The sequence below is a fragment of the Mycobacterium sp. genome (assembly GCF_035506235.1).
GTDB lineage: Bacteria > Actinomycetota > Actinomycetes > Mycobacteriales > Mycobacteriaceae > Mycobacterium.
This window is the reverse complement of record NZ_DATJPU010000116.1, coordinates 1-3,263: the sequence shown is the minus strand read 5'-3', so window position 1 is coordinate 3,263 and position 3,263 is coordinate 1. Positions and strand designations below refer to the sequence as shown.

Sequence of the window (3,263 nt, the reverse complement as noted above, 5' to 3'; positions counted from 1 at the left end):
TGCATCGCCTCCGCGGCACCGACAACATCGCCGAAGCCTGCAGGCTCACCGCCTTCAGCCCCGACCGCGGCCTTGAACTCCTCACCCAACATCAAATCAGCAGGTCACAAGCCTGCTAGTCAACAACGCCGGACCCCTGGGGGTGTCAGCTCGCCGCGCGAGCGATAGAGCCGTCCCCGAGTGTCCTCCCGAGCCTGCCTGTCGCTGGTCGTGGTCACGGATCATTTGGCGATAAACCAGATCGGATAGGCGGCGTTTTGAGGCATCGCATGGCTTCCTGTTTGCTTTTGCCTTCGGCGCGTTTGCGCAGGAAGTAGGCGTGTCCTGCGATGTGGATTCGGAGGCATTAGTTGAGTTGGCGGTCTCCGGCGCGGGAGAGCCGGTGGCGGATGACGACCACGACCGCATCACCACAACGACGATGCCGTCACCACACCCAGCACGACACCGCTGAACACCCTACTCAAAGTCTGTGATACGTTTAGACTCGTCTAAAAAGTATGTAGACTTAGGCAAATGTGGATTATCGGTTTCCTAGGGTTTGGCCGTCTTGATCGCCACGATAAGGAGAGAATAGTGCTGGGCGGTTGTCACGGGGCGTTGGTCGCGGTGATCCGGTGACCGGTGAGAGTGCTCATGGGCCGGGCACGACGTACGGAGGAGACGTTTCGGCCAACGAACGCCGCCGCAATCACGACTTGCCACGCGCTAAGGCCGCGCTGCCGCTCGAACATCAACACAGCATTCGCACGGTGAATTCGCTTCGGGTGCTGTGGCTTTCGCCGTGGATGCGGCCTTTTGCGCGCGTTCGGGCCGAAGCCCTGCGCCGACGGGGTGTCGACGTTCTGCTGGTGACCACCGACAATTACCACCCGGAATCGGACGCGGCCCGTGATTACGAGCTGGTGCTCGATCCACGGTTTCGCAGGGCTGCGACCTGGCCTGCCCACTTCGCGGCCTGGCGCCGGGTCCGCCAGTATCGGCCCGATATCGTGATCGCCGAGCTGGTCACCGATCCGCGCTGGATCGCATTGGCCGGGTCAGCGCCGCGTGTTCAGTCGGTGCACGACGACGCTCCCAAGGACACCACAGAAGAGCGGCTTCCCTACCGGCTTCCCTACCGGCTTGCCGTATTCGACCGCTGGGGCGCGCGTTCGACAGCCACCATCACCCACAGCGACTATGTCGCAGCCGCCGTTGCCACCCGGCGTGATGTACGCGGCACCCCGATACACGTGGTGCCGCTTACCAGCGACCTCGATGCGGCCCTGGTTCCTCAGCTTGTCGGCCCCGAAGGGCGGCACGACTTCGTGATGCACGGCCGGCTCAACCCGTACAAAAACGTGGACGTGGTGCTGGAGGCCTGGCAGCAGCATGTTGCCGGCGGCGGCTGGCGCGGTGACGATCTGGTATTCATCGGTGACGGGGAGGCTATCCCCCGCACCCTACCGAAGCACACCCGGTGGCGCCCCGGCAGGTACCGTTACTGCGACGTCATCACGACACTGGCCTCCGCGAAGGGTACAATCGTCCACTGCCGGCGTGCCTCGCAAAGCCTCGCGCAAGTGCTGTCGCTGCAGCTGGGCGTCATGCCGATCATTTCTACGGCCGGTGCGCTGCCCGAATACCAGCCGCCGGGCTGCCCACCGGTCGGTATCGACGACGTCGCCGGGCTCGCCACCGCGTTTGACGAGCTGGCCGATCCAGTCACTGCGACACTGCGCGGAGCCGCGGCAGCGCGCCACTACGCGCAGCGGTTCGCCGTCGACAGGGCCACGGATCGCCTGCTGAACGTGCTCACCGAAGTGCTGGCCGCTCGCTCGCCAGCGGCTCCCACCAACAGGGGGACGCCGTGACCCCGGAACGGTTGGCATCGTTTCGACACGCAGGTTGGCCGGGGTAGTGACTGCTGTCCGGGCCTTCAGCCGCCCTCACCGCGGCAATACGATCTTGGAGCCGAAATCCGGTTGGGTGCGAGCGAGCTTCGACCGGTTCGTGGCGATCCGCCGCTTCGGCGCCTTGGATGGTTTGCGGGCGGTGAACGTGATCGCGGTGGTTTGCGACCACACCTCGGGCACGCCCGGTCCGTTGTTCACGCACAAGGGCTTAGCTTCCTGTGGGTGCAACTCTTCTTTGGCGATCCAGGCCGACAGGATCTGCGCGCTGGGGTCTTCGGCGTAGATGCGGTTCCACATTCTGGTAAAGGCTTTGTCGGACAGGCGTTCTCGGGCAGTCAGCAGCCGGCGCCGGTTGGCCCATTCCGGGTCGAGTTTGCGGCCGCGCCGCTCCCGCAGGTCAAACTCAGTGAAGGGTGTTTGGAAAGCACAACGTATTGGGAGTTAGCCGTGTTGATATCCTCGGGCTCAAAGTCCTGGGCAGGGCCCAGTATGGGTTTGCCGTCGGCGTTTCGGAGTTCACCATTTCCGCCCGCATGGACGAATACGGCGTTGGATTCGGGCAGCCCCGGAGGCGCGCCAGCGTAGGTCATGCGCATAATCCCGCTAGCGGAGAAATAGGTGACCCCTAGCATGGCGGCGTCCGCCCGGTCAAACCATTTGCTGCCCAGCGTGTTCCAGTGTTCAGCCTCGTCGGCGGCCTCGGCAGCCGGCAGCCCGGACGCCAGCATTTCCTCGTACGAGGGCCAGCCCACCTCGCCGATGGCCCCGCGCACATGATTGCGACTCAGCCAGTCGACGAACGTGTCGAGCCGGTGCAAGTTCCAGTCGTCGAACGCCTGACCGCCTGTGGTGCCGTCGCGTTGAAATTTGTTGGCCCAGTACGAGTAACGAAGTTGGGGAACCGGTTGCCGCGGAAATCCGTATCCGCCGGTCCAGTCGAAATACTGGTGGGCCGAGTACACGACGTCATGTCGTGGATCCTTGATCCAGGCGCGCGGGTGCTTATCAGGAAACGTGTCGACGTTGGACCAGCTGATGCCCTCGATCATCAGTTGGTGGTGGTCTCCGGTCTGCCGCACCGCATCGACGGCGGCCTGAGAGAACCGCTCCCAGATGACGGCATCGGCGCGGGTCTCAGTGCCGTCGCTTGAGAGGTCGTTCGGCTCGTTCATCAGGTCGTAGGCCGCCACGCCCGCGGTGTCCTTGAACCTGGCGGCCAGTCTCGTCCACACGTTCGCGAACTGGTCGCTGCTGATTCCGCGAGAACATGCCACCACCGAACCATCGGACTGGTGGTAGGTGCAGCCTTCCATCAGGTCGATGATCACATCGATACCCGCGGCGCGTGCCCGGGAGATCTCCGTC

3 protein-coding genes are annotated in these 3,263 nt (G+C 64.0%); 1 reads left to right on the top strand and 2 read right to left on the bottom strand.

Annotated features, from left to right (window positions below; all coding sequences use genetic code 11):
- Positions 1 to 767: 767 nt before the first annotated feature.
- A complete protein-coding gene (locus VMD50_RS10700) occupies positions 768 to 1,856 on the top strand; it encodes a glycosyltransferase family 4 protein (RefSeq protein ID WP_325427572.1) in 1,089 nt (362 codons plus the stop codon).
- Between the two features lie 75 nt (positions 1,857 to 1,931).
- On the opposite strand, the gene VMD50_RS10695 is transcribed toward VMD50_RS10700, so the two are convergent.
- A complete protein-coding gene (locus VMD50_RS10695; protein ID WP_325427569.1) occupies positions 1,932 to 2,195 on the bottom strand; it encodes a hypothetical protein in 264 nt (87 codons plus the stop codon).
- A 38-nt stretch (positions 2,196 to 2,233) separates the two neighbouring features.
- On the bottom strand, positions 2,234 to 3,256 hold the full coding sequence (locus VMD50_RS10690) for a glycoside hydrolase family 5 protein (RefSeq protein WP_325427571.1): 1,023 nt from the start codon (positions 3,254 to 3,256) through the stop codon (positions 2,234 to 2,236).
- Positions 3,257 to 3,263 lie beyond the last annotated feature (7 nt).

Coding starts and splice junctions, on each gene's coding strand:
- VMD50_RS10695 (WP_325427569.1), bottom strand. CDS start 2,195: ATGTGGAACCGCATCTACGCCGAAGACCCCAGCGCGCAGATCCTGTCG.